This window comes from Lactococcus formosensis (assembly GCF_018403745.1).
Taxonomy (GTDB): Bacteria; Bacillota; Bacilli; order Lactobacillales; family Streptococcaceae; genus Lactococcus; species Lactococcus formosensis.
Map to the genome: position 1 here is coordinate 414,688 of NZ_BOVP01000001.1, position 26,369 is coordinate 441,056.

27 protein-coding genes are annotated in these 26,369 nt (G+C 38.6%); 11 read left to right on the plus strand and 16 right to left on the minus strand.

Going from position 1 to position 26,369, the window contains the following annotated elements; all coding sequences use genetic code 11:
* Positions 1-10 precede the first annotated feature (10 nt).
* Together KJS37_RS02070 and tmk are read right to left on the minus strand one after the other, a co-directional pair.
* On the minus strand, positions 11-874 hold the full coding sequence (locus tag KJS37_RS02070; protein WP_213495698.1) for a DNA polymerase III subunit delta': 864 nt from the start codon (positions 872-874) through the stop codon (positions 11-13).
* Positions 875-900: 26 nt separating this feature from the next.
* Positions 901-1,530, minus strand: a complete 630-nt coding sequence (gene tmk, locus KJS37_RS02075) for a dTMP kinase (protein ID WP_117516745.1) — start codon at positions 1,528-1,530, stop codon at positions 901-903.
* Positions 1,531-1,740: 210 nt separating this feature from the next.
* Here tmk and yycF point away from each other — a divergent pair, with 210 nt between their 5' ends.
* The 3 genes from yycF to walJ are packed head-to-tail and all read left to right on the plus strand — an operon-like array spanning position 1,741 to position 4,662.
* Entirely contained in the window at positions 1,741-2,442 is a 702-nt protein-coding gene (yycF, locus tag KJS37_RS02080) for a response regulator YycF (RefSeq protein WP_003133894.1), read from the plus strand.
* Positions 2,435-3,853, plus strand: a complete 1,419-nt coding sequence (locus KJS37_RS02085; RefSeq protein ID WP_213495700.1) for an ATP-binding protein — start codon at positions 2,435-2,437, stop codon at positions 3,851-3,853. Before yycF ends, KJS37_RS02085 begins: the two co-directional genes overlap by 8 nt.
* Positions 3,850-4,662, plus strand: coding sequence for an exodeoxyribonuclease WalJ (walJ, locus tag KJS37_RS02090; protein WP_017369447.1), 813 nt, complete (start codon positions 3,850-3,852; stop codon positions 4,660-4,662). The genes KJS37_RS02085 and walJ overlap by 4 nt, the downstream gene beginning before the upstream one ends.
* Positions 4,663-4,713: 51 nt before the next feature.
* Here walJ and groL read toward each other — a convergent pair whose 3' ends face one another.
* The 7 genes from groL to KJS37_RS02125 form a co-directional block, all read right to left on the minus strand.
* Positions 4,714-6,339, minus strand: coding sequence for a chaperonin GroEL (groL, locus tag KJS37_RS02095; RefSeq protein ID WP_003133890.1), 1,626 nt, complete (start codon positions 6,337-6,339; stop codon positions 4,714-4,716).
* Between the two features lie 28 nt (positions 6,340-6,367).
* Positions 6,368-6,649, minus strand: a complete 282-nt coding sequence (gene groES / locus KJS37_RS02100; RefSeq protein WP_003133888.1) for a co-chaperone GroES — start codon at positions 6,647-6,649, stop codon at positions 6,368-6,370.
* A 115-nt stretch (positions 6,650-6,764) separates the two neighbouring features.
* The gene (locus tag KJS37_RS02105) at positions 6,765-7,295 is read right to left on the minus strand and encodes a ClbS/DfsB family four-helix bundle protein (RefSeq protein WP_213495702.1); all 531 of its coding nucleotides are present in this window, start codon (positions 7,293-7,295) and stop codon (positions 6,765-6,767) included.
* Between the two features lie 57 nt (positions 7,296-7,352).
* Positions 7,353-7,742, minus strand: coding sequence for a single-stranded DNA-binding protein (locus KJS37_RS02110; protein WP_213495704.1), 390 nt, complete (start codon positions 7,740-7,742; stop codon positions 7,353-7,355).
* Between the two features lie 69 nt (positions 7,743-7,811).
* On the minus strand, positions 7,812-8,435 hold the full coding sequence (gene ytpR, locus KJS37_RS02115; protein WP_165714288.1) for a YtpR family tRNA-binding protein: 624 nt from the start codon (positions 8,433-8,435) through the stop codon (positions 7,812-7,814).
* Between the two features lies 1 nt (position 8,436).
* Positions 8,437-8,757 carry a thioredoxin family protein gene (locus tag KJS37_RS02120; RefSeq protein WP_017369452.1) on the minus strand — a complete coding sequence of 107 codons (321 nt, stop codon included), beginning with the start codon at positions 8,755-8,757 and terminating at the stop codon, positions 8,437-8,439.
* Positions 8,754-9,041, minus strand: a complete 288-nt coding sequence (locus tag KJS37_RS02125) for a hypothetical protein (RefSeq protein ID WP_165711838.1) — start codon at positions 9,039-9,041, stop codon at positions 8,754-8,756. Before KJS37_RS02125 ends, KJS37_RS02120 begins: the two co-directional genes overlap by 4 nt.
* A 199-nt stretch (positions 9,042-9,240) precedes the next feature.
* Between KJS37_RS02125 and pepA the strand changes: the two genes are divergently transcribed.
* Entirely contained in the window at positions 9,241-10,308 is a 1,068-nt protein-coding gene (gene pepA, locus KJS37_RS02130; protein WP_165711837.1) for a glutamyl aminopeptidase, read from the plus strand.
* Between the two features lie 110 nt (positions 10,309-10,418).
* Positions 10,419-11,102 carry a phosphatase PAP2 family protein gene (locus KJS37_RS02135; RefSeq protein ID WP_165711836.1) on the plus strand — a complete coding sequence of 228 codons (684 nt, stop codon included), beginning with the start codon at positions 10,419-10,421 and terminating at the stop codon, positions 11,100-11,102.
* 16 nt (positions 11,103-11,118) lie between these two features.
* Here the strand turns inward: KJS37_RS02135 and KJS37_RS02140 are convergent, their stop codons facing one another.
* The 3 genes from KJS37_RS02140 to KJS37_RS02150 form a co-directional block, all read right to left on the minus strand.
* Entirely contained in the window at positions 11,119-11,523 is a 405-nt protein-coding gene (locus tag KJS37_RS02140; RefSeq protein ID WP_096368722.1) for a methylated-DNA--[protein]-cysteine S-methyltransferase, read from the minus strand.
* The gene (locus KJS37_RS02145) at positions 11,513-12,022 is read right to left on the minus strand and encodes a methylated-DNA--[protein]-cysteine S-methyltransferase (protein WP_165714286.1); all 510 of its coding nucleotides are present in this window, start codon (positions 12,020-12,022) and stop codon (positions 11,513-11,515) included. The genes KJS37_RS02140 and KJS37_RS02145 overlap by 11 nt, the downstream gene beginning before the upstream one ends.
* An 81-nt stretch (positions 12,023-12,103) precedes the next feature.
* Positions 12,104-14,527 (minus strand): transglycosylase domain-containing protein, encoded by a 2,424-nt coding sequence (locus KJS37_RS02150; RefSeq protein ID WP_213495706.1) that lies wholly within the window; start codon positions 14,525-14,527, stop codon positions 12,104-12,106.
* Between the two features lie 136 nt (positions 14,528-14,663).
* Between KJS37_RS02150 and tyrS the strand changes: the two genes are divergently transcribed.
* The 3 genes from tyrS to KJS37_RS02165 all read left to right on the plus strand — a co-directional run bounded on the left by tyrS (position 14,664) and on the right by KJS37_RS02165 (position 18,684).
* Positions 14,664-15,923: a tyrosine--tRNA ligase gene (gene tyrS / locus KJS37_RS02155; protein ID WP_017369459.1), complete on the plus strand. Its 1,260-nt coding sequence runs from the start codon at positions 14,664-14,666 to the stop codon at positions 15,921-15,923.
* 124 nt (positions 15,924-16,047) lie between these two features.
* A complete protein-coding gene (locus KJS37_RS02160) occupies positions 16,048-16,515 on the plus strand; it encodes a hypothetical protein (protein ID WP_165711831.1) in 468 nt (155 codons plus the stop codon).
* Positions 16,516-16,593: 78 nt separating this feature from the next.
* Positions 16,594-18,684: a cation:proton antiporter gene (locus KJS37_RS02165; protein ID WP_165713054.1), complete on the plus strand. Its 2,091-nt coding sequence runs from the start codon at positions 16,594-16,596 to the stop codon at positions 18,682-18,684.
* 20 nt (positions 18,685-18,704) lie between these two features.
* On the opposite strand, the gene KJS37_RS02170 is transcribed toward KJS37_RS02165, so the two are convergent.
* From KJS37_RS02170 to KJS37_RS02180, 3 genes are all read right to left on the minus strand, one after another.
* On the minus strand, positions 18,705-20,132 hold the full coding sequence (locus KJS37_RS02170) for an MFS transporter (protein ID WP_017369462.1): 1,428 nt from the start codon (positions 20,130-20,132) through the stop codon (positions 18,705-18,707).
* Positions 20,133-20,197: 65 nt separating this feature from the next.
* A complete protein-coding gene (thiI, locus tag KJS37_RS02175; RefSeq protein WP_096368727.1) occupies positions 20,198-21,418 on the minus strand; it encodes a tRNA uracil 4-sulfurtransferase ThiI in 1,221 nt (406 codons plus the stop codon).
* 89 nt (positions 21,419-21,507) lie between these two features.
* On the minus strand, positions 21,508-22,515 hold the full coding sequence (locus KJS37_RS02180; RefSeq protein WP_506279727.1) for a YeiH family protein: 1,008 nt from the start codon (positions 22,513-22,515) through the stop codon (positions 21,508-21,510).
* A 368-nt stretch (positions 22,516-22,883) separates the two neighbouring features.
* Between KJS37_RS02180 and KJS37_RS10390 the strand changes: the two genes are divergently transcribed.
* From KJS37_RS10390 to KJS37_RS02190, 3 genes are all read left to right on the plus strand, one after another.
* Positions 22,884-23,285 carry a hypothetical protein gene (locus KJS37_RS10390; RefSeq protein ID WP_244851296.1) on the plus strand — a complete coding sequence of 134 codons (402 nt, stop codon included), beginning with the start codon at positions 22,884-22,886 and terminating at the stop codon, positions 23,283-23,285.
* Between the two features lie 13 nt (positions 23,286-23,298).
* Entirely contained in the window at positions 23,299-23,553 is a 255-nt protein-coding gene (locus KJS37_RS10395) for a hypothetical protein (RefSeq protein ID WP_244851298.1), read from the plus strand.
* A gap of 122 nt (positions 23,554-23,675) precedes the next feature.
* The gene (locus tag KJS37_RS02190; RefSeq protein ID WP_165711828.1) at positions 23,676-24,164 is read left to right on the plus strand and encodes a hypothetical protein; all 489 of its coding nucleotides are present in this window, start codon (positions 23,676-23,678) and stop codon (positions 24,162-24,164) included.
* 14 nt (positions 24,165-24,178) lie between these two features.
* Here the strand turns inward: KJS37_RS02190 and kimA are convergent, their stop codons facing one another.
* Complete coding sequence (gene kimA / locus KJS37_RS02195) at positions 24,179-26,017, minus strand: potassium transporter KimA (RefSeq protein WP_019294216.1); 1,839 nt, start codon at positions 26,015-26,017, stop codon at positions 24,179-24,181.
* Positions 26,018-26,369: the final 352 nt, after the last annotated feature.

The following is a 26,369-nucleotide window of genomic DNA, read 5'->3' on the forward strand; positions in this document are numbered from 1 at the left end:
TATCTTCTTCCTATTTCAGCACTATATATTCCAAACAAGATCCAAAGCGAACATTGCTTTTCCACATTTTTTCTGCCCAAAAGGTTTTTTGAACCCAATCCGGCATCTTTTCTTGATTAAAAAGTTCCAAGAGCAGGGAAAAGACCAAACTTTGTTTCTCCTTATCCTCAATATTTTCACTCACACTTGTCAGATAAAGAAAAGCTTCTCGTCGATCCGTCTTAACTAATTTCAGTAATTGTTGCAGTTTCTTTAATGTGTCATTAAACCAAGTTGACCCACCTAACTCTTGGGCTTCTTCTGCCGAGCTGCAAACCCGACTCAGTAATTCTGCTTGTGTTTTTAAAATGCCATTTTTTTCCAATATTTCTTGCATATAGGCGCTATTTTTCGGAAAACTAAAAACTTGTGTCCGTGATTTGATTGTGGGCAACATTAAATTTTCATTTTCTGTGAGTAAAAAAACATGTGTTGCATTATCAGGTTCTTCAATGGATTTAAGTAGAGCATTTGCCGCATTGCTGTGCATTTTTTCAGCTTCCGTGATAATGACCACCTTCTGAGCGCCTTCAAATCCAGACTGACTAAAAACTTCCGACAAATCCCGAATTTGTCCTGTTTTTATAGTTTGACCTTCCGGACGAATAATGTGTAAATCGCTAAATTCATTCCTAGCAACTAAACGACAGTGACGACAGTTTTCACAAGGTAAATTGTCCTGTAAATTTTCACAAAAAATAGCCTGACTTAGCCAAATAGCCATATCCAAACTACCAAATCCCCCACTAAAAAGATAAGCATGGCTCAGTTTATTCACACGTAAAATATGCTTAAAGCGTTCAAAAAGTGCTGGTTGAATATCTGCAATTTTCATGAAAACTCCTTAAGTTTGAAATTTTATTACAAACAAAATTTCTTTTTGATGACTGTTAACGTGTCTGCAACAACTTTGTCAAGTTCTTGACTGGCATCAATCGTGACAAAGCGCTCAGGCTCATTCTTAACAATTTCTAAGTAACCTTGTCTGACTTTACGATGCATCTCAGCACGTTCGAGATCAAGTCTATTGACTTCATCTGCTCTATTTTTCATAATTCGTTCAAGTGCAACATCTGTATCAATATCGAAATATAATGTCAAATCCGGTTTAAGACCATCTGTTGCAAATTCATTAAGCCAGTTTACAGGTTCAACACCAAGTTCACGTCCGTAACCTTGATAAGCAACCGATGAATCAATAAAACGGTCAACAATTACCATTTTGCCTGCAGCCAGTGCTGGAAGCATTTTTGTTTGCATGTGTAGGCGACGTGCCGCAGCAAACAGCATCAGCTCTGTCTTACTGTCAATTTCTGTATTTTCTGTACTTAAAATTATATTTCGAATCTCTTCTGCCACACGTACACCTCCAGGTTCACGTGTCGGAAGGACTTTATAAGACGATTTTTCTAGTTCGGGAAGAATATTTTGTAAAACGGTTGTTTTACCGGCCCCATCTGGCCCTTCCAAACTAATTAATATTCCATTCATATCTTATATTATAGCAAAAATAAAAAGAAAAAATATGGGAAAAATGTTCTTTTATAAATATTGTTTACTATATAAGTTTCTTATTTTACAAATGATTTCACTTTTGTAAAAATTCTATATTATGGAAGGCTTTACCTTGCTATACTACTGTAATAATTGTATAATGAGAAAAGCAATTAATATTATATACATCTAAGCGAAAGGATTATCATGAAAAAAATTCTTGTTGTTGACGACGAAAAACCAATTTCAGATATTGTAAAATTTAATCTCGTCAAAGAAGGGTATGAAGTAGTCACTGCTTTTGATGGTGAAGAAGCTCTTGAACTCTTTGAATCAGAAAAACCCGATCTTATCTATCTTGATTTGATGTTACCAAAAATTGATGGCCTTGAAGTTACACGTCAAATCCGTAAAACTTCCGAAGTCCCTATTTTGATGGTTTCTGCCAAAGACACAGAGTTTGATAAAGTTATCGGCCTCGAACTTGGTGCAGATGATTACATCACAAAACCATTTTCAAACCGTGAACTACTTGCTCGTATTAAATCAAACCTACGCCGCATGACAAATGTTCCTGTTGAACAACCAAAAGATTCTAAAAAAGAATTGGTGATTGGTAATTTACGTATCAACCCAACACATTATGCTGCATACAAAAATGAAACACAACTTGACTTAACACATCGCGAATTTGAATTACTCTACTATCTTGCACAACATCTCGGTGAAGTTATCACACGCGAAACATTACTTGAAACAGTTTGGGGCTACGATTACTTTGGTGATGTTCGTACTGTTGACGTAACTGTTCGACGTCTTCGCGAAAAAGTTGAAGATACTCCAAGCCGCCCTCAATACGTATCTACACGTCGTGGCGTTGGATATTATATGAGCGAACCTCATGAATAATTTTTTTAATTCAATAGTACTTAAAGGAGTAGTGATTCATCTACTTCTTTTTGGCATTTTTGAGTTAGCAAATAGTACGTATTTTTTAACTCATACTACTGCACTCTTGCAGTTTTTCATTTTTTATCTGGTCACTTTAAGTCTTCTTATCTGGTATCTCAGTCGTTTGGCTCAATCCGCAGATAAGATATCTCATCAGGTAGATAATTTTTTGCATGATAATTATGAAAACCGCCAAGTTTCTAAGGAAACTAATGAACTCTCTGTGGCTTATAATAAATTGTTATTACTGGGGCAAGAAATTGAGGATCGACAAGAACATTTAGAAAATCAGCGTAACCAACTGGAGAGTATTTTAACCTATCTTGCAGATGGTGTGATCACTACAGACCGACACGGGAAAATTAATCTCGCTAATCACGCTGCCCTGGCCCTTCTTGATCAATCAAGTGAGGTAATTATTGGTGAAGACTTAGTTGATATTTTAAAAATCTCCGATAAATATTCTTTTCATGAGTTACTGCAAAAAGAGCCTGAATTAACAATTAATACTGTCAATTGTGAAGGTGCAGCTGTTACCCTCCGCGTAAACTTTATGCTCTTCCGTAGCGAGTCAGGTTATATTTCTGGGATTATTGCTGTTCTACATGATACAACAGAACAAGAAAAAACAGAAAGAGATCGCCGCCTTTTTGTTTCCAATGTCTCGCATGAGTTACGCACACCACTAACTTCTGTCAAGGCCTATTTAGAAGCTCTAAATGATGGGGCACTCGCTGATCCCGAAATTGCCAGTAATTTTGTAGATGTTTCACTTAACGAAACAGATCGAATGATTCGGATGATTGGGGAACTTTTGGAACTCTCTCGTATGGACCAAGATAAAGTTAAGCTTCATACTGAAATTATTAACTACGTTGACTTTATAAACTATGTCCTTGATCGTTTTGATCAAATTATCGAAAAAAATTACACTAACTTTAAAATTATTCGACAAATGCCTCCACAAGAAATTTGGCTTGAAATAGATACTGATAAGCTTTCACAAGTCATTGACAACATCATCAATAATGCTTTTAAGTATTCCCCAAAAGGAGGCATAATCACCGTAAGCGTTTGGTGTGAAAATAACAAAGTATTTACTTCTATTGCGGATCAAGGCATGGGTATTCCAAAACCTGCTTTAGCCAAAGTTTTCGATCGTTTTTATCGTGTTGATAATGCCTCTAGAAATAGTCAAATCGGTGGTACGGGCTTAGGTTTATCTATTGCTTATGATATTATGAAACTCCACAAAGGCGACATACAAGTCACTTCTGATGGTAAAACTGGTTCAACTTTCACCCTGTCTTTCCCTTACAGTGATGAAATTAATCAAGAAAATAACGACTGGGAGGATTTTGCTGAATGAGCACTGAATCAGCATTTAAATATTCAATTTTAGCATCAGGAAGTACCGGAAATTCTTTTTACTTAGAAACGCCAGAAAAGAAAATTCTTGTGGATGCTGGGCTCTCTGGAAAGAAAATCGAGAGTCTATTAGCAGAGATTGACCGGGATATTAAAGATATCGATGCACTTTTAATCACACATGAACACAGCGACCATATCAAAGGAATAGGTGTTCTTGCCCGTAAACATGGCATTCAACTTTACGCCAATGAATTAACATGGCAAGAACTAGATAGCAAAAACTCACTAGGAAAAATTGCGAATGACCAAAAGCATATCTTTGAGATGGGTAAAACCAAGACTTTTGGCGATATCGATGTCGAAAGTTTTGGTGTGAGCCATGATGCTATCGCGCCCCAATTTTATCGCTTTATGAAGGATAATAAATCCTTCGTATTACTTACCGATACAGGGTATGTAAGTGATCGCATGCGCGGCACAATCGAAAATGCTGACGGCTATCTTATGGAAAGCAATCATGATATTGAGATTCTCCGCATGGGGGGGTACCCTTGGAAAACAAAACAACGTATTCTTAGTGATCAAGGTCATTTATCTAACGAAGATGGTGCCGAAGCTGCTTTTAATGTTTTAGGAAATAAAACAAAGCGCATCTTCCTCGGTCACCTTAGTCTGAATAACAATATTCAAGAACTTGCACATATGACAATGGATGGATTCTTAGCTCAACATGACGTTGATACTAAACGCGACGTCCACATCATTGATACTAGCCATGAGCATGCAAGTAAACTCTATGATATTTAGACCGTATTTACAGCAAAAAAAAAAGACACAAACTCGTGTCTTTTTTTATTATTACATCATGCCACCCATCATTGATGGATCCATTGCTGGAGCTGCTGGTGCAGCTGGTTCTGGTTTATCAGCAACTACTGCTTCAGTCGTTAAGATGAGTCCCGCTACTGAGGCCGCATTTTGGAGAGCTGAACGTGTTACTTTAGCTGGATCTACAATACCTGTTTCAATCATTTCAACCCACTCACCAGTTGCAGCATTGAAGCCAATACCTTTTTCTGCTGATTTGAGTTTATCAATAATGATTGAACCTTCGTAACCTGCATTTGCAGCAATCTGGCGTACTGGTTCTTCAAGTGCACGTCGTACAATTGTGATACCTGTTTGCACATCGCCTTCTTCTTCAAGACTGTCAAGGGCAGAGATAACTGTAACAAGTGCTGTACCACCACCAGCAACAATACCTTCCTCAACGGCGGCACGTGTTGCATTAAGTGCGTCTTCAATCAAAAGTTTTTGAGCTTTAAGTTCAGTTTCTGTAGCGGCACCGACTTTAATTACAGCGACTCCACCAGAAAGTTTAGCTAAACGTTCTTGAAGTTTTTCACGATCAAATTCTGAAGTGGTTTGTTCAACTTGAGCTTTGATTGTTGCTACACGTGTAGCAATGGCATCTGCTGAACCAGCACCTTCAACGATTGTTGTATGTTCTTTATCAACAGTTACTTTGTTGGCTTGACCAAGCGCGTCTAGGCTTGCATCTTTAAGCTCCAAACCAAGTTCTTCAGTAATAACTGTTCCGCCTGTGAGGATTGCTAAGTCTTCAAGTTGTGCCTTACGGCGATCACCAAATCCTGGAGCCTTAACAGCTACGACATTGAAAGTACCACGGATTTTGTTCAACACAAGGGTAGGCAATGCTTCACCATCAACGTCATCCGCCACAATAAGCAATGGACGATTTGTTTTCAAGATTTGTTCAAGTAATGGTAAAATTTCTTGGATATTTGAAATCTTCTTATCTGTGATCAAGATGTATGGGTTATCAAGGTTGGCAACCATTTTTTCATTATCTGTTACCATATATTGTGACAAGTAGCCACGGTCAAACTGCATACCTTCTACGACTTCAAGTTCAGTTTGCATACCTTTTGATTCTTCAATAGTAATAACACCATCGTTACCAACTTTTTCCATGGCATTTGAGATATACTCTCCGACCTTTTCTGAGCGAGAAGATACAGAGGCAACTTGTGCAATCGCTTCTTTACCAGATACTGGAATAGACAATTCCTTGAGCGCTTTAACTGCAGTTTCAGTTGCCAACTCAATACCACGGCGAATGCCTACTGGATTAGCTCCGGCAGTTACATTCTTCAATCCTTCACGAACAATCGCTTGGGTTAAAACTGTAGCTGTTGTAGTTCCATCACCCGCGACATCATTAGTTTTTGAAGCAACTTCACTGACTAATTTTGCACCCATGTTTTCAAAGTGATCTTCTAATTCAATTTCTTTTGCGATAGTTACACCATCATTCGTGATAAGTGGGCTACCGTAAGATTTTTCCAGAACAACATTGCGACCTTTAGGGCCAAGTGTTGTCTTTACTGTATCTGCTAAAATATCAATACCACGAACCATTGCTGAACGAGCATCTGATGAAAATTTAATATCTTTTGCCATTTTTTATTATCTCCTATCTTTATTTTCCTTAAACAATCGCAAGAATATCAGATTCTTTGATAATCAAGAAATCTTCGCCTTCAAATTTCACATTTGTACCAGCAAACTTTTCAAAGAGAACTGCATCACCAACTTGTACTGTTGGCGCAATAACTGTACCGTGAGGAGTTGTTTTACCTGGGCCTACTGCCACAACTTCTGCAACTTGTGGTTTCTCTTGTGCTGCTGAGGCCAAGACGATCCCACCTAAAGATTTTTCTTCTTCCTCTTTTATACGCAATACAACGCGATCCGCTAAGGGTTTCAACATGTTATTCCTCCATTTTATGTTATTTTAGCACTCTTTAAGTAGGAGTGCTAATTTATATATCTTATTTTACCGCGAAGGTCAAAATTAGTCAAGAAAAAAACTTATTTTTTTATTTTTAAATCGTTCTCTTATGTAACCTAAGCTTCTTCAAGGCCCAGTCGTAATGTGAAGCTAAAGAGGACTGAAAATACTGAGACAAGGATGTTGTCCCAGTCCAAGAGTAAAATTCTTTCGTATAAAGCTCTTTATCTGAAAATTGCTGCAACAACTGAATAGTTCTTACGTGGCTTGCCTCAAGCTTTTCTCTAATTTCTTCATAAGAAGTTGATTGATGTTTCTTCCAGATTTCTTGATTCATTGTCGCATAATTTTTCCAAGTATAAGGCGCAGGTAGAAAGCTTTGTGTGTTTCCTGCAACATTACTTTTTACAAAATTTTGTAAAAGTACTTGCCACTCATAAAGATGGGCAAACACATCACGGATATTCTTATCTCGCACCCAATGTGCCTCTTTCCCCTTCTCTTGTCCAAACGCAAAAGATGCCATTTGTGCTTCTAAAGGCAATGTGTCGATTAAATGAAACATCTTACGCCAGTTTTCTTCTGAAAATGAGACTAGCTCTTCTTTTGTTTTTGCCTTTGCCATTTTACTCCTCCACGATGTTCTGTTTTCATCCTATCAAAAGAAAACGCTTTTTTCAATTTAAAATGGTAATTCGTCCTCTTTTAAGTCAATGTCATTGTTTTCTATAGAATCTTGTCGCATGGCAATGGTTGCACGACTCTCTAAAAGATCAAAATTTTTCACCAGTACCTCTGTCACATAACGTTTTTGTTCATGTTTATCTACATAACTTCTGGTACGTATCTCCCCTTCCACGGCAAGTAAGGCTCCTTTTTTAGCATACGATGTACAGTGTTCCGCTAGCTTCTCCCAAAAGACCAAAGAGATAAAGTCTGTATCTTTTTCCTCGGAAGCATTTTTATAACGTCTTTTGACAGCAAGATTTATCCTCAAGAGACTTTTTCCACTGGATGTTTTATTGAGCTCTGGGTCCGCAACGAGTCGACCAACAAGTAACATTTTATTCATTTTAGCACCTCCTTATTTTTTGTACGAAAAAAGACCTCAATTTTCACTAAGATCTTTGTTATTTTATATTTAATCTTGCCACATACTTGCTGCATCAAAAGCTAATCCAGCTTCTAAATTTGCATTCAACTCAATAATTCCACGGACTTGCGGTGCATTTGGCAAATCAAGTTCACGTGCTGAACAGAGCATACCGTAAGAAGGGACTCCACGCAATGCACCTGGCCATATTAAAGTTCCTGAAGGCATCATTGCACCTGGCAATGCTGCTACTGTTTTCATGCCAACAACAGCATTAGGCGCACCACAAACGATTTGAACAGGCGCATCTAACCCTACTTCTACTTGGCACACATGCAAATGATCGCTGTCTGCGTGATCTTCCATTGTCAGAATCTCAGCAACTACAAATTTAGGTTGACCATCATATGTAAGCTGTTCGTCAAAACCAGCAGCTTTAAGTTTTACATTAAGTTCCGCTACTTGACGCTCAGATAAATTATTTTGTCCTTGTGTCAAATCTGACCAGTCTTTTTTGATATCAAAAATGTTCCAGCCCACTGTTTGCCCTGTATCTTCACGGAAAATACGCGCAACATCTGCCTTACGTTCGTAAGTTACTTCTGCACCCTCATTATTTGCTACAATTATCATGAGAACATCACCAACATTTTTATTATACGTTGCAATCATTTTATTTATCTACACCCTTCAAAAATTCACTAACTTCTTCTTTAGTTTTACGCAGTTTATTGACTAAGCGTCCTGTTTCTTTACCATTCTCAAGTGTTACAAAGCTAGGAATTCCCATGATTCCCCATTCAATAGCTAAGTCCATGAATTCATCACGATCAACTTCTACAAAATCAAAATCTGAAAATTCAACTTCTAATTCTGGCATTTTTGGCTTGATAAAAGTACAGTCTGGGCACCAACCTGCAGTGAAAAACAGGACATGTTTACCTTCTGATTTTACAATTTCAGCCAGTTCCTCATAATTTTTTGGAATAATCATAAATACTCCTCTCCTAATTCTGTAATTTCTAAGGTTTCTCCATCAATTTCAAAATTGATGTTGTGGTTTTCTCCAAAAATCACGCCACCTTTATAAATAGCTCCGCGATCAGCATCCTCAAAGATCCATACTGTTTGAATATCTCGGTCAGCAAAAGCTTCACGTACTGCTTGAATAACCTCTGCCCGCAAATTTTCTTCAACGTGTTTGTAGCTCTGATAGAGCACACGCGCACTAGCTACACCAGCCAGCAGCCCTAAACCAACTTTCAAATATTTTTTCATATAAAAAATTTTAACATAAATTCTACTATATTAGTACTTATAATTACTGTTCTCTTCAAGATAAGTTCTCATTTTCTAAAAAAACCTAAAACTTATCTATCTTTAAAAATTATATTTATTAAATGTTACTATATCAATACTACTATATGCTGCTTTTAAATGCTACAATAAGAGAGTACAAAAAATCAAAGGAGACGATATGACTCTATTTAACAAAATTAAAGAAATAACTGAAATTCAAGCAACAAGTGGCTATGAAGCGCCAATGCGTGACTATCTTCGTGCACGTATGGTGGAACTTGGATACACGCCTGAAACTGATGGTCTGGGCGGTATCTTTGTCACTAAAGAAAGTAAAACAGAAAATGCACCTCGTGTCATGGTTGCGGCCCACATGGATGAAGTCGGCTTCATGGTATCTTCAATTAAAGCAGATGGTACATTACGTGTGGTTACACTTGGTGGTTGGAATCCCTTGGTCGTTAGTGCACAACGCTTTACTTTATTCACACGTGAAGGTAAAAAAATACCTGTTGTGACTGGTGGCCTGCCACCACACCTTTTACGAGGAGCAGCTGGCGCACCAGCTATGCCACAAGTGGAAGATATTATCTTTGACGGTGGTTTCATGAGTAAAGAAGAAGCCCTAGAATTTGGGATTCGCCAAGGTGATGTTATCGTTCCTGAATCTGAAGCAATTTTAACTGCCAATGGTAAAAATGTCATCAGTAAGGCTTGGGATAATCGCTACGGTTGTCTTATGGTCTTAGAACTTTTAGACTATCTTAAAGATAAAGAACTGCCAGTAACCTTGATTATCGGTGCAAACGTCCAAGAAGAAGTTGGCCTTCGTGGTGCCCATGTTTCAACAACTCAATTTAAACCTGAAGTTTTCTTTGCTGTTGACTGCTCTCCTGCAACCGATACTTTTGGAAATGATAATGGCCGTCTGGGCGAAGGTTCACTTCTTCGTTATTACGATCCAGGTCATATCATGCTTCCTGGCATGAAGGACTTCCTTCTTAATACAGCAGAAGTTAATGGTATCAAGACACAAGCTTATATCTCAAAAGGTGGCACCGATGCTGGTGCAGCTCACTTGCAAAACGAAGGCGTGCCTTCAACAACTATTGGTGTTTGTGCTCGTTATATCCATAGCCATCAAACCATCTTCAACATGGATGATTTCACAGAAGCGCAAAACTTTATCCGGGCTATCGTTACAACTCTTAATCAAGAAAAAATTGCGGACATCAAAAACTATTAATAAAAAGAGGACATGTCCTCTTTTTTATTTTCTTTAAATTAATTATTCAGTTTTATTTCAGAAAGAAAAAGTAAAATCAAAAAGCACCAAATACGAATTTAGGGAAATTTATGAATAAAAAACTTTACTATACTACTGGTTTACTTACTCTGGTGAGTTTTATAACTCTGACTGCCATTGTAAAACTTTCTTATACACACGCGCCCATTCCAAGTATTGATTCACATTTGCAAACCGTTGCTTGGCACCTTCAAAATAATGAATTTCTTGTTCAAATATCAAGTATCATTGCTAAATTTCTTGGCGACACTATGGGCGCTGTAATAGGTCTTGTTATTGCCGGTATCATCTTTATCAAAGACAAGGTTTCAGCAATATGGTTAGCTCTTGTAGCCGCAATTGCTGTGGGAGGAAATACTCTAATTAAGTTAGTTATTGGCCGTGACCGTCCTGATATTCACCGTATTGCTGCTTTTACAGATGAACCAGGAAAAAGCTTTGCCAGTGGACATACAACCTTTGCAGTAGTGCTCTTTGGCTGTCTCTTCTTTATCCTTTTACATTCTCTTACTTCTGTATGGAGTAAGACCCTGATCGGTCTTTTCGCTATGGGATTAACTTTTTTAACGATGTTTTCACGTGTACTTCTTGGAGTTCATTATCCTTCAGATACTTTGGGCGGCTTACTTTGGGGACTTTCAGTCATCTGCCTCACCTATCCGACTTATCTTCATTATAAAAAATCAGAAAAACCGCAGCGTTACCTGCCAAAAAGCATGAGAAAAGCTGTTTAAACCTAAAAAGCTTTGACTATAGGTCAAGGCTTTTTTCATAGTTGAGTATCTTTTGCTTAATATCTACTGCTGCTTCCTGGCCCATAAAACCGCCCAAACTGCCATCTTTACGTGTGACGCGATGACATGGTAAAATGACAGGCAAAGGATTACGTGCTAAAGCCTGACCTACAGCTTGTTGTGCTTTAGGGCTCCCCACACGCGCAGCCATTTCCTGATAGCTTATCGTCGTTCCCGCAGGAATTTTGGGAAGTTCCAACCAAACAGCTTGTTGAAATGCTGTCCCTGTGGTCAAGACAAAGTTTTGGCTCTTATTAAGGGCTTCATAAGTCATCTTTTCGTGTTGGTCATCAAAAAAAACCTGGATAATCTGCCCCTTAGCATTGCGTGATACAGAAAGTGGGATACTCTCATTCATCATATGTATTTTCCTCCTCAAAGTTCAACAACCATTCTTTACGCCATAATCCCCAAGCATACCCAGCTAATTGCCCCGAACTTTTTTTCAAACGATGGCAAGGAATCACGATCGCAAAACGGTTGGCTGCATTTGCTGCGCCTACCGCAATACTGGCTTGCGGCTGTACAAGGTCTTGTGCAATTTCTTTATAAGTTCTTGTTTGCCCAAACGGAATCTTTTCAACCTCTCTCCATACTTTTTGCTGAAATTCTGTACCTTGTGTAGCTAAAGGGAGTTTAAAACTTTTTCTTTTCTTATCAAAATACTCTTGCAGTTCTTCCTCAACCTGACATGAAACCGCGGTGGGATGTTCTAATAAAGAAACATCTAGCTTTTCAAGCTTCCTCTTGAAGGCCTCAGTCTCTATAAAGTCTAAGCGATAAAGAAACTGTGCATCACTAATACTCAACATTTGACCAATAGGTGTGTCAATATAGCTTTTATAAAGAATCTTCTTCATAACATTATTATAGCATAGTACCTCAAACACATAAGCTATCCCCAGTACCCAAAAAAGAGAGCAAATATCGCTCTCTTTTTACTATTTTTTAGTTCCTAAAATTCTATTCCAGGCGTCATTATAATTCGCCTCTGTACCACCAATTCCGAACTTAAATTGTGTCACAGGGGCTCCATTTTTAGCCCAATAACTTGTGGTTGTTTCGCCCGAAACTTTAACATTTTTAAGATTGCCGCCAGTTACAGTACCTGGTTTTTGACCAGTAGACTTAAGAACAGTGCTCTTAATCACATCTGGATCTTTACTTGGTTCTGGGAATTTTTCACCAGGACCAAAGACATTTGGATCAGCTGCTGCAATAGCATTGACTAAGTTTGCCATATATGTACCATTATTGACCGCAGCGGTCTTGCTGCCCATCGACGTGTTATCATCATGACCGATCCACCCCCCAAGGGATACTCTAGGCGTTGAAAGCATGAGCCACCCGTCTACATAATCATTGGAAGTACCTGTCTTACCTGTCCAGTCTACGCTACTTGCAAGCGTTGGATTAATGGCCTGTAAGTCCTGTAAAAAGTTTGTTGTTCGGCGACTCACATCATAGGTTAAAACATTACGTAAAAGATCCTCAGTAATGGTTGAAGTTGCTTGTGAGAAGACTCTTTCTGCTTGACTCTTATGCTCGTAGATATCTTTACCCGAGTCATCTTTGATACTTTGGACAACATAATGTGGCTCATAAACACCACCATTAGCCAAGGCTTGATATCCATTGGTATGTTGCACCACGGTTGGCTCAATACCACCACCGAGTGGAAGAGATTCGACACTGTAATCTGGCACAGAATAGCCCATTTTCTTCATGTAAGGTTCCACGCTATTGCCAGAGTCAAGAATGGCTTGATAGGTCCAATGCGCAGGGATATTCCATGATACGCCTAAAGCTTCATTAAGGCTTACCATTCCAGTTCCTGTTTCACCAACGTGCAAAATTGGAGTGCCATCAGAGAAACTTGCCGGATAGTTACTCAACATGCTGGCTGATCCAATCAATCCGAAATCAATTGCTGGCGCATAAGCTAAGATAGGTTTAATCGAAGATCCTGGACTACGCTTGGTATCAAAAGCATGATTATTTTGATTGGTTGCATAGTCTAGGCCACCAATAAAGCCAAGTACCGCCCCTGTTTTATTGTCCATGAGGACATTCCCGGTCTGCACTTCACCTGTACCATCTTGTAAAATACCGCCATACTGCGCTACTGCATTTTGCATAGCATCGTACACACTATGATTAATCGTGGTTGTGATGGTGTATCCACCTGTTTGTAAAGCTTGAGCAGCCAACTCACGATATTTTTGTTTTGTGCTATCGTTTCCTTGGTCTGTTGCCGAAACCTTATCCCTCTTGATCAGATAATCATAGACGTGATCAAGGGCTTCACTATACACAACATTATAAAGATAACCATGTGCTACAGAATCTTGTGGCTGTGAAGGGAGGAATGATTGGGAAATATCCACAGCACTATATTTTTCATAATCTTTTTTAGTCAAATACCCTGCACGATACATATTAAACAAAACATTTTGTTGACGTGCTAAGCCATAAGAGAGTAGTTCTTTTGATTTGAGCGAACCGTCCACATTATAAGGAGAATAAACAATAGGACTTTGTGGCAACCCAGCGATGAATGCTGCTTCTGGCACCGATAAATCTTTAGCAGACTTGCCAAAAATACCTTTCGCTGCGGCTTGAACACCTGCAATATTTTTCCCTTGGTTATTACGTCCAAAAGGTGAAACATTAAGGTAATCCGTTAAAATCTCATCTTTACTCAAATATTGGTTGAGTTGGAGCGCATACACAATCTCACTTGCCTTACGTTGAAAAGTGACACTGTCTCCAAGAGACTGCTGTTTTACCAGCTGTTGCGTAATTGTTGATCCTCCAGAACTTGTCCCTCCACCTACGGCACCCAGAACACCACGAATTACTGCTTTTGGTACAACTCCTCTGTTATCCATAAATGTTTCATCTTCTGTTGCAATCAAGGCTTTTTTCACATTTTCGGAAATTTGGTTGCTCGGCACATTTACCCTTACTAAATCACTGGAAATGTCAGAGATATTTTCACCATTGCTATACTTCATGACGGAGACACCATGGATATTATTGATCTGTTCGAGAAGTTGCTCCTTATCTGGGACCTTCGTATTTTCAACAAGACGAGCAAAATACCCCACGCCTGCTGCAGCTCCAAATACACCAACTAAAAGTAAAAGCACACCAAAAATGACAACTACCCCACGCACAACTGTAAAAATAGTCTGGAGTGTTGTTTTTCCTTCTTCTGTATCTGCTTGAACTTTTTTAGGTTTTTGAGGCTTTTTCGGAGAATTTTTACGTTTTTCCTGCGTTTTGCTGGCACGCTTCTTCTCCATTTTAGCCTGCAAACGTGCCTGTGCACGTTCCTTCGACTGTTCTTGATCTTTTTTCATAATACATATTATACCAAACTTAGTCTCTTTTTTCGCCCCTATTTTTCCTTTTTTTTTGATATAATGAGAACGTTAATCTAATTACTGAGAGAAACTATAATAAAACTGTCAGTATTAACTAAATTTAGGAGGTAACATGAATATTTTTGACGAACTAAAAGAACGTGGTCTTATTTTCCAAACCACTGATGAAAAAGCTCTTCGCGAAGCTTTAACTGAGGGCATGGTAAGTTATTATGTTGGTTACGATCCTACTGCTGACAGTTTACACCTTGGTAATCTGGTCTTAATTCTTACAATGAAGCGTCTACAAATGGCTGGGCACAAACCTTATCCACTGGTTGGCGGCGCTACTGGACTTGTTGGCGATCCATCTTTCAAAGATGCCGAGCGTGGTTTACAAACTAAAGATACTGTTGTGGCTTGGGCAGATAAAATTCGTGCTCAGTTGGAACGTTTCCTTGACTTTGAAAATGGCGAAAATAAAGCTCAAATGGAAAACAACTATAATTGGTTCGAAAATTTATCCTTTATTGATTTCCTTCGGGATGTCGGTAAGTATTACACAATTAACTACATGATGAGTAAGGATTCAGTGAAGAGCCGTATCGAATCAGGTATCTCTTACACCGAGTTTGCTTACCAAATCATGCAGGGTTACGATTTCTACGAGCTTAACCAACGTCATGGTATTACATTACAACTCGGTGGTTCTGACCAATGGGGCAATATGACTGCAGGAACTGAACTGCTCCGTCGTAAGGCTGGAAAAACTGGACATGTCATCACTATTCCATTGATTACAGACTCAACAGGTAAAAAATTTGGTAAATCAGAAGGAAACGCCATCTGGCTTGATGCAGATAAAACATCACCTTTCGAAATGTACCAGTTTTGGTTGAATGTCAACGATGATGATGCTGTAAAAATGCTCAAAATTTTCACTTTCTTATCTCTTGAAGAAATCGCTGAAATTGGTGAGAAATTTGAGGCTGCACGTCACGAGCGTTTAGCTCAAAAAGTCTTGGCACGCGAAGTTGTGACTCTTGTCCATGGGAAAGCCGCTTACGAGCAAGCTGTAAAAATCACGGAAACTTTATTTGGCGGTGGTGATTTGAAAGCTCTTGATGCTAAATCAATTCTTTCTGGCCTCAAAGATGTACCAACATATCAAGTCAAGGCAGATGATAACCTCAATATCGTTGAACTCTTGATTTCTGCAGGAATCGAAAACTCAAAACGGCAAGCACGTGAAGATGTAACAAACGGTGCGATTTATATCAATGGAGAACGCGTTCAAGATTTGGACTACAGCTTCTCCGATGCAGATAAAATTGACAATCAACTTACTGTTGTTCGCCGTGGTAAAAAGAAAAATTTCATCTTAACTTATTAAGTTAATGTCTAATATTTAAGTAGCAACAGGGAATTCTCTGTTGCTTTTTTAATCCAAACGCATTATTTTTCTAATTGAATCATGATATAATAGAGTTTAAGAACAAGATTATAAGGATAATAGCATGCCTGATAAAGATTTTGAACAAATGCTGAGAGATTTACGTGAACAGTATTTAGAAAAAGAAGAAATGACAGAAGAACCCTCTGATTCTGAAAAAAGTGAGATTTATACTCCAGTTTCACAAGAGGAAAAAAGACACAAAATACTTGAATCACTCCATCTTCTCGAAGAGAAGAAACTTTTCTTGTCTCAAAAACTTAAGGATTTCCATCAGCAAGATGCTAGTTATGAACAAATTTCAAAGCTGAAACATCAAATTGAGGCTCTCAAGTATAAACAATCTCTTCTGCAGCAAAGGCTTGAATATATCGACAGCGGTGAATCAGACTTCACTAAAAAAGAGAAGCTTAAACGTCAATTAACAGAACTTGAGCTCAAACGCTGTCGCGCGCTCTTAAGTAAAAAGAGCTGTGCCAAAATCGATCAGAAGATTAATCAAAAAAAGGACCTTTTCAAAAAGATAAAGTAACCTTTTAACCTTATAACCAATATGCTGTACTTTTAATGCAGCTTCTTGCTCTAAAATAGACGAAAGAAAGGAAAATTTGTGCTCCATACTATTTTTTATGTCATCATTTTTCTTCTTGCTCTAGTTATTTCAAATATCATCAATAAAGTTTTCCCAAAGTTGGCTCTTCCGCTGATTCAAGTTGTGATTGGGCTATGTTTGGGCTTTTTAGGTGCATCAAAACTTTTGCAGGTTGACCCAGAATTCTTCTTGGGCTTCATCATTGCTCCTTTGCTTTTCCGTGAAAGTGAAGAGGCAGATGTCAAACATATCTTTAAACATACTCGAACGATATTAATGCTTATCTTCCCCTTAGTTTTCATCACAACTATTGGTTTAGGCTACTTAACGCATTTCTTTTACTTATCTGTACCTTTGGCTGCTTGTTTTGCCTTAGGGGCTTCTTTAGCACCGACAGATGCAATCGCTGTTGCTGCTCTATCCGAAAGATTCAGTTTCCCCAAGCGGGTCATGAGTATTCTTACAGGTGAAGGTCTTCTTAATGATGCTTCTGGTATCATCTCCTTCCAGATTACCGTTCTTGCACTGGTCACTGGAGAATTTTCCCTGACACACGCTTCTGCTGACCTTGTAGTCTCTGCAATCGGTGGTGCACTTGTCGGTTTCATTCTGGTTTGGATGAAGTCCTTTATTCTCAGAATTCTTGAAGATGTCGATGCTCGAGATGTTACAGGTTACCTTATTTTGGAGCTTATGCTTCCTTTATCTGCATTTTTAATTGCTGATATGCTTGAGGTTTCTGGGATTATTGCTGTCGTCGTCGCCGGAGTCATGCAAGCCAACGGTCTTAAAAGGACAACGCTTTTCGATGCCCAAGTCACAAAAGTGAAAAATACAATCTGGAATTTGCTGACCTTCGTTTTAAATTCAACGGTCTTCCTTTTCCTTGGGATAGAGTTACATCAACTTGTCTTTCCGCTCATTGCGGATCCGCTTTACTCTACAACATCCCTTTTGTTCATGGTACTACTTTTAACAATCGGTCTCTTTACCCTGCGCTTTTTGATCTTGGCTATCTACTATCGTTATGTTTCTCTACGCCGTAATCAAAGCTTTACTGCTTACTGGAATGATATCTTGTTACTTACTTTTGCTGGTTCCAAAGGTACCGTCAGCATCGCTACTGTCCTTCTATTGCCACGGACAGTGGATATTCCTCATAGCTTGATTATCTTCCTCTGTGCGGCAGTTACGGCACTCAGTTTCTTAACCGGACTATTTGTTTTACCTTTAATTGCTGCCAAGAAGGTTGTCAAAGTTGACAATCTAGTAAAAATTTCTATCTTAGCCGATGTTATTCGTGAGTTAGAAAATGACTTAAAGCAAGTCACGAAAGAAAAAGCCCGTCTTGGTTATAATATCGCCATCGACAGTTATCAAGATCGCATCCAAAAACTCATCATCGAGCAAGAAAGCTCGAATACTTCAATTGACTTTAATGAATTACAACTGCTTATCGTCCGACTTGAAGCTGAGGGATTGGAAAATGCTTTGAGACAAAATGAAATCTCCATGTACACCTACCGTACCTATCAGCGCTACCTTCATTCGATGGAACAGTCTGTAGCGCATAATCTGGTTTCAAGTATCCAGTTTGCTTCGGCTATTTCCATCCGTGTGCTTCATTTTCTCTTCTCAAGAATCATTCGTTTAGACTTCAGTTTCCGTAAAACACGGCCAGATAATGCTACAGCACATCGTGAAATTACCGAACTTTACTTTTCTAATACAGAGTTGGTCCTTCAAGCTTTAGATAATCTTGAATCTGTTTACGATGACCGTTTGATTCATTACTTGCAAGCAGAACGTTTACGTTCCGCAGAATTTGTTGCCCGTGGTGGCTATATTACTGGTATTTTGCATCGTGCGCAGCCCAATAATCTAAAAGAAATGATGCGCGCTTACTACCTAGAACGTAAAGCAATCTTTGAGTATGAATCCCGTGGAGAGTTAACAATTGGTGAAGCAAAGGTCTTACGTCAAAATGTGAATACCCTAGAGGATTATTCCCTTGCAAGCAACCATCATACATTACTCTACGACTTTATTGAAAAGAGGCGTAAAAAGGTTCAAAGAAAAACAAATAATGAACTTTCAGCAAATAAATGAAAATAAAAAAACACCGAGCTTTAAACTTTGCTCAGGTGTTCTTTTATTTTTTTACGGCCTAAAAGACGAATTCCCGCTAAAGCCCAAGAAATACTTGTTAGAACAAGCGAACATACGAAAGCCATATGCATTCCCTGCAGAAAAGTATCTGGATGTTCAGGAAGATAAGTCCTTACATTATAGCCAAGTTGACTAGACATAGAGAGGAACAGGATAATGGTTGCTACAGAGGTTCCTAGAACAAAAGCCATATTTCGAATCAAGGAATTTACAGATCCTGCTATCCCTAGATACTTACGCTCTACTGTCTCCATAATCAGAGCATTATTAGGACTTTGGAAAGCACCCATCGAGGCACCTTGGAGTAAGAGAACTGCAACTACCCACCATTGTGGCGAGTCTGCTCGAATCAGAAGATAACCAACCTGAGAAAGAACAATCCCTGATATCCCCACAAAAGTAATTACTTCCTTATCTATTTTATCTGCAAGTGCACCCGCTATTGGACTCACAATAAGCATGGCAGCTGGATAAGCCATCATGATAAAGCCAGCTGCACCAGGTGCATAATCCCGATAATCTTGTAAATAGAACGGAAGCAAGATGCTAGCAAACATCGCAACAGTGAAGTTTAAAAGTGACATCAGCAGACTCAAAGAAAAGAGTCTATTTTTAAAAATCCCCAAGTCAAGTAATGGTTTTTCCTTTCGGCGCTCCGTAAAAATAAAGCTAACAAAAAGTATAAAGCCAAGAGCCACGCCGAGAAGTAAGAGCGGATTATTCCATCCTAAAGTTTGGCCAAAATTCAAAGCCATGAATAAAAGAACGATTACAGCAGTCATTTGTAAACCACCTGATAAGTCAACTTCTTTTATAGAGCCTTGACCTTCATCTTCTGGTAAAGCCCGACTTCCAAAAATCCAAGCCAATATCCCTATCGGAACATTAATCCAAAAAATATAATTCCAAGAGGCAATCTGTAAAATTAGCCCCCCCAAAGCTGGTCCTGCAATCGAGCCGACAGATACAAACATGGAAGTGATAGACATCGCACGCGCTCGACTCTCCACTGGAAAAACCTGCGCCACAATACCGAAGCTTGTTGCCATAAACATGGAAGCTCCGATAGCTTGGACTACACGTGCAAAAAGTAGGAATGGCAAGCCTAAGCCGATGTTTAGGCCAGCCAATAACGAGCCGACAATAAAAATCGTCCAGCCCCATCTTGTTACGGTTGTTTTCCCAATCAAGTCTGCAAGTCGTCCAAAAATAAGGATGATTGCACTGATAACGATCAAATAAATTGTGACCACCCACGTAATCTGTGAAGTTGACACATTTAGCTCACGCGCCATTGTTGGTAAGGCAATATTTACAATCGAGCCGTCTAAAGTTGACATGAGTGTAAATAAACCAATGGTGAGCAGCACTTTCGTTCTATTTTTCATTTATTTTCTTTCTATTTACCTACAAAGAGACTAAAAACTGCATCTAATGATACAGTTTTCAAAAATCAAAGTAAATCGTCAAATTCATTGGTTTCTGCTTTGTCCCAGTTTTCGCCTGTAATACGGCTAATCATGATACCTTCAACTGCACGATCTACCATACCTTCAACGTCCAAACGTTTTTCATAGGCTAAAACATTATCCAATTTGGGATTTGTTTTTGGTGAGGGTGGGGCAAATACAGTACAACAATCTTCAAATGGCAAAATTGAAAGATTAAAAGTATCAATTTTTTCAGCAATATCAATAATTTCGATCTTATCCATTGTGACCACAGGTCGAATAACAGGAGTGTTTGTAACTTCATTAATCACAGACATTGAACCTAAAGTTTGCGAAGCTACTTGTCCTAAACTTTCGCCATTAATAATAACCTTTCCTCCACGGTCTTCACGAATGCGGTCTACTACACGCATCATAAAGCGGCGAGTCAAAGTCATCAAATAAGCTTGTGGTGCTTTAGCTTTAATTTCTTCTTGAATCTCAGTAAAAGGAACTTCAATAAAAGTAATCGTTCCACCAAAAGCTGTTAATTTTGCTGTTAAATCTTTAGCTTTTTTCAAAGCACCTGGACTTGTATAGGGTGGAGAAGCAAAGTGAACAGCCTCAATTTCTACACCTCGTTTAAGAGCCAAGTAACCTGCAACTGGAGAATCAATCCCACCTGAAAGCATCAAGTGACCGCGGCCGGCTGTTCCTACAGGCATTCCTCCTGCACCTTTAAGTGTTTCGAAACTAAGATAAGCACCTTCAAGACGAATTTCGACACGGAGAGTGATATCTGGATTTTTCATTTGTACTTTGGCATAGTCAAAATTATCAAAGACAACATCACCTAAAGTCATATTTAGCTCTGTTGAATCTTGTTCAAAACTATGATCCGCACGACGTGTTGCAATTTTGAAAGTCATACCCTCATGGTAAATTTCTTTCATCAAATCAACAACTGCTGCTTTGAGACCTTCAATTGATTTTTCAACTTTGATGGATGCTGAAAAATTTTGAATTCCAAAAACTTTAGTTAGACGTCGCGAAACTTCTTCGTAATCCGTGCCATTTAACTCGATATGGGCGCGATCTCGTTGCGCTGTAATCTTCAAGTCTGTCAAATCAGCAAGAACTTCTTTGATATTGTTGGCTAGACGATTGATAAAAAAGCCACGATTTTTTCCTTTTGTTGAAAGTTCACCATAGCGAACCATAATTTCATCGTATACGATAGTCATTTTATTTTCCTTTGTTACTTAATATAAGGTTATCTTTTTATTCTTGATAGAATTTCAGTACAGGTTATTATACCACATTAGCTATTTTTCTAGGTTAATAATAGACGAATCAAAGCCAATGCAATCCCCACTTGGAAAACGAGCACAGCTAAGCCATAGATTGCTAACTTTCTTCCCGCGCGGACAAATTCTACTAGATTAAGACGTAAACCAATAGCTGCTAAAGCAATAATTTCGCACCAACTACTGATAAAACGTGCCATTTCCGTAATCACTTTTGGAAATTGGAAGACTGTATCCAGACTACACAGAATAATAAATCCTAATACATACCAAGGAAGAAAGGATTGACGCTTGATTTTGAGCTGACCTTCCTGCCCTGCCGGTGCTTTCTCTATGCGACGCGTTTGAAAAGAAAAATAGAGCACAACAAAGACGAGCATAATGATACGCATGATTTTAAACAAGGTAGCCATTGTTGTTGTTTCGGCATTCACCATAGTTGCTGAAGCGACAACCTGTCCCACAGATTGAATGGTCCCCCCGATCAAAGCTCCACGTAGGAAATCATTTGCTCCAAAGAACCACGTACCTAAAACAGGTAATAGAAGCATTAACACAGTCCCCATCAGGTTAACCATTGTTATCGCTGTCCGCTTGTCTTTGTCTTCTGCTCCAATGACTGGTTCAACTGCTGCGATGGCGGAAGAACCACAAACGGCATTACCAGAGGCCATCAATGCATTTACTTTCGATGAAAATCCAAGTTTCTTTCCAATAAACATGACAAAAACAATTGTAAGCACCATTTGTAGAAGAATAAAACTTATACCATTCCAGCCTAGCTTTTGTATCGTTTGAAAAGTGACAGTCGCTCCTAAAAACATCACTGAAAATTCAAGAAGTTTCTTTTCTGACCAAGCTGTACCAGCAAAGAGGACTGGTTGTTTAAAGTAAACATTCCCCAAAATAATTCCCAACAAAATAGCAATCGTGGCTGCACCCATCCCTTTAAAAACATAGAGATTTAAAAAGTAACTGACTAAGGCAACCACAAAACTGAGCCCTAAACCTGGCATAATCTTCTTATTTAACATGACAACTATTATAACAAAAAACAAAAATTAATTTGTGTATTCATTTGCATCTAAAAGAGAGCTGGGCAAATTTGGCACACTTATAATCTAATTTTAAAATAGCCATCTATGTAGTCTATACAAGGAAAAATTAGCTTTCTACATTTTTCTAATTATGGTTTCAACCTTAAGAAAAGTACACATAGTGTAGCACAAATTTTGACTTAAACGTCTTATGGCTTTTATAATTAAGAGAGTTATAAATATACAAGAAAGGAGTTATATAGTTTCCCTTCACACTTTTAAATATTGGCTTGCATAGAAAGTAGCCAATATTATCAGTAAACAAATAGAGAAAAGAGGCTTTGCTAATGAAAAACATTAAATTTATGATTATAATTTTATTCTTTGCAGTCTTGCTTGGCTGTGGCGTGAGGACTAAAGCAGAGAATACTGTCGCCCCAGATATAAAGTTAGATAAAGATGGTGATGTTCATCTTTTTGTTCCAAAGGATGCAGATAAAGTATTCACCAATGAAAGTGATAAAGTTAAATATGAAGTTGAAAAAGGGGCTACTCTAAGCGCAGAGACAAATCAAGCAGAGACTTTTACTGTACCTGTTGTTGTTGAATCTGAAATTACTAATGATGGTGAGGAGGTCACAGAAGGAACCACTACTTATACCTCAGAGTTAAATCAAGCTGAACAAGATACAAGCCAGTCAATAGACAACTTCTCCCTTACCTCTACTTTACCAAATATTTTTGGCAAAAAAAGTCTCTGCCGCTAGTCAAAATAGAGTGATGTGGGATCGAACTGCGGCTGTAAGATTTCATGTGACAATAACTTGGGTAGTTTCAGGGGGGAATGTTCGCCTTACACGAGTTACAGGTGGTTATACAAATTATGATAATAGAACCTTAGTCACTCGTTCTAGCGTCATGACTGCAAATAATGGGCCGAGAGGAGCAGCTACAGGTGGATTCATACAACAGATAAATACGACTAATCTTGGTTCAAGCCGTTCTGGGCTGTCAATCGAAACTATTCTTATGTGAAAATTTTATCTAGCTCCACTCAAATCCGAGCAACTTACAGTGCAACTTTACGGCGTGGAAACTCAACATGGAGCTTTTCTACAATCAACAGCGCCTATTAATCCAAAAAGTGAGAATAAACCATGAATAATATTAAAATAAAGTCTGGACACCTCATCTTCTTGTTCCTCGCTTGGTTTGCTTCCATGTTTTTACCAAGCACACTCAACAGAGTAAAGTTTTCTGAAACTTTAAGCTTGGAACAAGTATATGAAAATTTCTTTTACCTGCTCTTTCATCAAGAAATGGCTGTAGGTCTTGCCCTCCTTCTACTTCTATTCCTCGCTTTCTTTCTCTCCTTTAAAAAAGAAAGAGGGACACATTTCATAGTTCTAGCTTGTCTCATCTTATATGCTTGTTATTTCATTATATACCTCCCTCTAGTTATGGCCATTGACAATCATGTTCAGCCCCATCAACTTCGAGGATTTGCTGAATTTTTCTGGCTTTTCTATGATTACGGTTATATAGCATCAGTCTGCCTTGGTCTTCTCTTCTTGCTCTGTTTCTTTAAGTATTCTCTTGACTCCAAAGAAAAAAGTGTTCCGACTAGCCAAAAGTTACTAGGGTGAACACTTTATCTTATTTATTTTTTCAAATGATAGTTGTAGCTTGATAGTATGATATCTTCATGAGCATTCAGGTAGTAACGGAGGCGTAAACCGGTCTGATTGTGGAAGATATTTTGCCATGGCTTCGACGGAATGAAAGTCGGAATCAAAACAGTTGTTGTATAGTTGTGCGCTTTTGCTTGTTTTGCAGCGAGATTAATAAAGCGAACAGCTGGCGTGATGATGCTACGATAGCTGGTATGAACAACGGTCAACTTAATATCTGGGAAGGTTTCATTGAAATCACGTTCGATTTCTGCTTCTTTTTCCGTATCTTCTTTTGTAGACACGTGAAGTGCAATCAGATAGTCTCCCACAGACCGGGCATAGTTAATCGCCCCAACATCGACATTTGTTACATTTCCGACCAAGACGATAACTGTGTTACCATCAAACTTGTGCTCCGCAGTTTCTTTGCGCAAGCGCAATTGTTCCGCCACATTCATATAATGACTGTGGATACGGATAAAGCAGAAAATCAAAATCGGTAAAACAATAAAGAATGGCCAAATTTCAGCCGTACGGAAAATAAGCAAAATCATTACCACGACAAAAGAAATGATTGCCCCAATAATGTTAGGGATAGAACGGAGCAGAAACTTACTGCCCAGCTTCTTGCGCCAATGGACAACCATACCGATTTGAGCTAACGTAAATGGTGTAAAGACCCCAATAGCATAGAGTGGAATAAGGCGATCTGTTTGTCCATCAAAGATAAACAAGAGAATGACCGCACCGATAGCTAGGCTGATAATTCCGTTCGAATAACTCAAACGTGTTCCACGCGCAGTAAATAAGTGAGGCATGTATTTTTTCTTTGCCATATTAAAGGCAAGCATTGGAAAGGCGGAATAACCTGTATTTGCTGCTACTGCCAAAATGAGAGCTGTAGCAATTTGGAAGATAAAGAAGAATGCGTGTCCGAAAACACTGTCTCCAAAAATCTGTTGCGCCATTTGGGCGATAATGGTCACGTCACCACGTGGTGTTAATCCAAGCCAATAAGCAAAGAAGATAACACCACTAAAGAACACTGCCAGAATAATTCCCATCATCACCAAAGTCTTAGCGGCATTTTTTTCTTTTGGTTGCTTAAAGAACGGCACAGCATTTGAAATTGCTTCTACCCCTGTCAGCGATGAAGAACCTGTTGAGAAGGCTTTAAGCAAGAGGATAAGTGACACGCCTCCTACTGTTGTACCAATATGAGCTGGTGCTTGGTAGGGTAAACTTCCAGATAAAATACGGAAAACTCCAACACCTAGGAGAGCAACGGTCGTTACAATAAAAGTATAAACAGGAATCATGAGAAAGGCCGCCGATTCTCGCAACCCTCGAAGGTTCATCAGCATGAGCAGTAAAGCAAGCGCCACTGCAATTTCCAAATTGTACTGATGAAGTTCAGGTAAGGCCGAAGTTATGGCGTCTGCTCCCGAAGCCGTAGATACAGCAACTGTCAACATGTAGTCAACTAAAAGCGAGCCCCCGGATATTAATCCTGGAATTGTACCAAGATTTTCTGTTGAGACCAGATAAGCTCCACCTCCTGATGGATAGGCATGAATAACCTGTGTATAACTTCCAATCAGCGCAAACAGTAAAACTAAAATAATTAAGGCAATAGGTATCGAATACCATGAAGCGCCTGCACCTACTGCAACCAATACCAAAAGAATTTGTTCAGGTCCATAAGCAATTGATGACAAGGCATCTGACGATAACATGGCTAAGGCCTGTAATTTAGTCAGCAGGTGTGAATCTCCTACTGTTGACTTTAAAGATTTACCAATTAAAAGCTCTTTGACTTTTTTCAAAACGTAACTCCTGTATCATAAAATCTTTAAGTTGGATTTATCCGGCTTAATTCAGTCTAGGCTTGACTTTCCTAGCATAAAGAGGCCTCTCCAAGATAACTCAACTATTGTAGCATTTTTTTATTAATTTTAGTAGTATTTTTATGTTTGGTTTCAGTAACAAATGCAATAGAAAAACAAAGTGCTTGAAAGTCTTTTAAAATAAGCTTTCATGAGCTCCATATTTCGCCAATATTTCTCTGTTTTTGTGTTAAATGTAATATTTCAAGAGAGTAAATGACGTCATTTCACTTTTCTAAAAATAAAGTTCAACTTTTCTTTCATAAGATTTTTCAAAAACATGATTATAAGC

What these genes read in the sequence shown, in the direction of transcription:
- KJS37_RS02085 (WP_213495700.1), top strand. Translation starts at nt 2,435, where the DNA reads ATGAATAATTTTTTTAATTCAATAGTACTTAAAGGAGTAGTGATTCAT.
- KJS37_RS02160 (WP_165711831.1), top strand. Translation starts at nt 16,048, where the DNA reads ATGCCTGATAAAGATTTTGAACAAATGCTGAGAGATTTACGTGAACAG.
- yycF (WP_003133894.1), top strand. Translation starts at nt 1,741, where the DNA reads ATGAAAAAAATTCTTGTTGTTGACGACGAAAAACCAATTTCAGATATT.
- KJS37_RS02170 (WP_017369462.1), bottom strand. Translation starts at nt 20,132, where the DNA reads ATGAAAAATAGAACGAAAGTGCTGCTCACCATTGGTTTATTTACACTC.
- tyrS (WP_017369459.1), top strand. Translation starts at nt 14,664, where the DNA reads ATGAATATTTTTGACGAACTAAAAGAACGTGGTCTTATTTTCCAAACC.
- KJS37_RS02135 (WP_165711836.1), top strand. Translation starts at nt 10,419, where the DNA reads ATGAATAAAAAACTTTACTATACTACTGGTTTACTTACTCTGGTGAGT.
- KJS37_RS02190 (WP_165711828.1), top strand. Translation starts at nt 23,676, where the DNA reads ATGAATAATATTAAAATAAAGTCTGGACACCTCATCTTCTTGTTCCTC.
- groL (WP_003133890.1), bottom strand. Translation starts at nt 6,339, where the DNA reads ATGGCAAAAGATATTAAATTTTCATCAGATGCTCGTTCAGCAATGGTT.
- KJS37_RS02140 (WP_096368722.1), bottom strand. Translation starts at nt 11,523, where the DNA reads ATGATGAATGAGAGTATCCCACTTTCTGTATCACGCAATGCTAAGGGG.
- KJS37_RS02120 (WP_017369452.1), bottom strand. Translation starts at nt 8,757, where the DNA reads ATGATTATTCCAAAAAATTATGAGGAACTGGCTGAAATTGTAAAATCA.
- tmk (WP_117516745.1), bottom strand. Translation starts at nt 1,530, where the DNA reads ATGAATGGAATATTAATTAGTTTGGAAGGGCCAGATGGGGCCGGTAAA.
- KJS37_RS02070 (WP_213495698.1), bottom strand. Translation starts at nt 874, where the DNA reads ATGAAAATTGCAGATATTCAACCAGCACTTTTTGAACGCTTTAAGCAT.
- KJS37_RS02145 (WP_165714286.1), bottom strand. Translation starts at nt 12,022, where the DNA reads ATGAAGAAGATTCTTTATAAAAGCTATATTGACACACCTATTGGTCAA.
- KJS37_RS02180 (WP_506279727.1), bottom strand. Translation starts at nt 22,515, where the DNA reads ATGTTAAATAAGAAGATTATGCCAGGTTTAGGGCTCAGTTTTGTGGTT.
- groES (WP_003133888.1), bottom strand. Translation starts at nt 6,649, where the DNA reads ATGTTGAAACCCTTAGCGGATCGCGTTGTATTGCGTATAAAAGAGGAA.
- thiI (WP_096368727.1), bottom strand. Translation starts at nt 21,418, where the DNA reads ATGACTATCGTATACGATGAAATTATGGTTCGCTATGGTGAACTTTCA.
- KJS37_RS02105 (WP_213495702.1), bottom strand. Translation starts at nt 7,295, where the DNA reads ATGGCAAAGGCAAAAACAAAAGAAGAGCTAGTCTCATTTTCAGAAGAA.
- KJS37_RS10395 (WP_244851298.1), top strand. Translation starts at nt 23,299, where the DNA reads ATGTGGGATCGAACTGCGGCTGTAAGATTTCATGTGACAATAACTTGG.
- ytpR (WP_165714288.1), bottom strand. Translation starts at nt 8,435, where the DNA reads ATGATTGCAACGTATAATAAAAATGTTGGTGATGTTCTCATGATAATT.
- KJS37_RS02150 (WP_213495706.1), bottom strand. Translation starts at nt 14,527, where the DNA reads ATGAAAAAAGATCAAGAACAGTCGAAGGAACGTGCACAGGCACGTTTG.
- KJS37_RS02110 (WP_213495704.1), bottom strand. Translation starts at nt 7,742, where the DNA reads ATGAATAAAATGTTACTTGTTGGTCGACTCGTTGCGGACCCAGAGCTC.
- pepA (WP_165711837.1), top strand. Translation starts at nt 9,241, where the DNA reads ATGACTCTATTTAACAAAATTAAAGAAATAACTGAAATTCAAGCAACA.
- KJS37_RS10390 (WP_244851296.1), top strand. Translation starts at nt 22,884, where the DNA reads ATGATTATAATTTTATTCTTTGCAGTCTTGCTTGGCTGTGGCGTGAGG.
- walJ (WP_017369447.1), top strand. Translation starts at nt 3,850, where the DNA reads ATGAGCACTGAATCAGCATTTAAATATTCAATTTTAGCATCAGGAAGT.
- KJS37_RS02125 (WP_165711838.1), bottom strand. Translation starts at nt 9,041, where the DNA reads ATGAAAAAATATTTGAAAGTTGGTTTAGGGCTGCTGGCTGGTGTAGCT.